Raw genomic sequence first — 543 nt, 5'->3', positions numbered from 1 at the left:
AAAGACAATATAAAAACAGCATCAGCAATTTTAAAAACTGGGAACAAAAATCTCATGCAGAAGACTGGATTCTCTATCCCGAAAACCTTTCAGGAAGGCTTTCGCTGGATGAAGTCGCACTTTCAGACGGCGAATTATACACTGTTCTTACGTCCAAAGCTGCAAAAGGCAGAAAAGGATCCATCGTTGCTGTCATAAAAGGAACAAGGAGTGAAACCGTCATCGAAAACCTCTTTAAAATCAATAGAGATCTGAGAATAAGAGTAAAAGAAGTGACCCTTGATATGGCAGGATCGATGAAACTTATCGCCAAAAAATGTTTCCCAAATGCCGTGCAGGTTATAGACCGTTTCCATGTTCAGAAGCTTGCCACAGAAGCCTTGCAGGATATCAGAATCCGATATCGGTGGGAAGCAATCGAACAGGAAAATATTCTTTTAGCAGAAGCAAAAGAGAAGAAACTGAAACCTGAAATCGAAATCTTCGAAAACGGAGATACCCGAAAACAGCTTTTGGCAAGAAGCCGTTATTTACTCTATAAAA

General features: G+C 40.0%; 1 protein-coding gene. It reads left to right on the top strand.

Annotated elements, in window-relative coordinates; translation table 11 throughout:
* Nucleotides 1–543, top strand: a 543-nt coding sequence (locus EGH73_RS10585) for an ISAon1 family transposase (protein ID WP_148041700.1), incomplete at both ends; no start/stop codon positions are given.

It is taken from the genome of Epilithonimonas hominis, from assembly GCF_003730015.1.
Classification (GTDB): Bacteria; Bacteroidota; Bacteroidia; order Flavobacteriales; family Weeksellaceae; genus Epilithonimonas; species Epilithonimonas hominis.
This window is presented reverse-complemented; position numbering and strand designations above follow the sequence as displayed.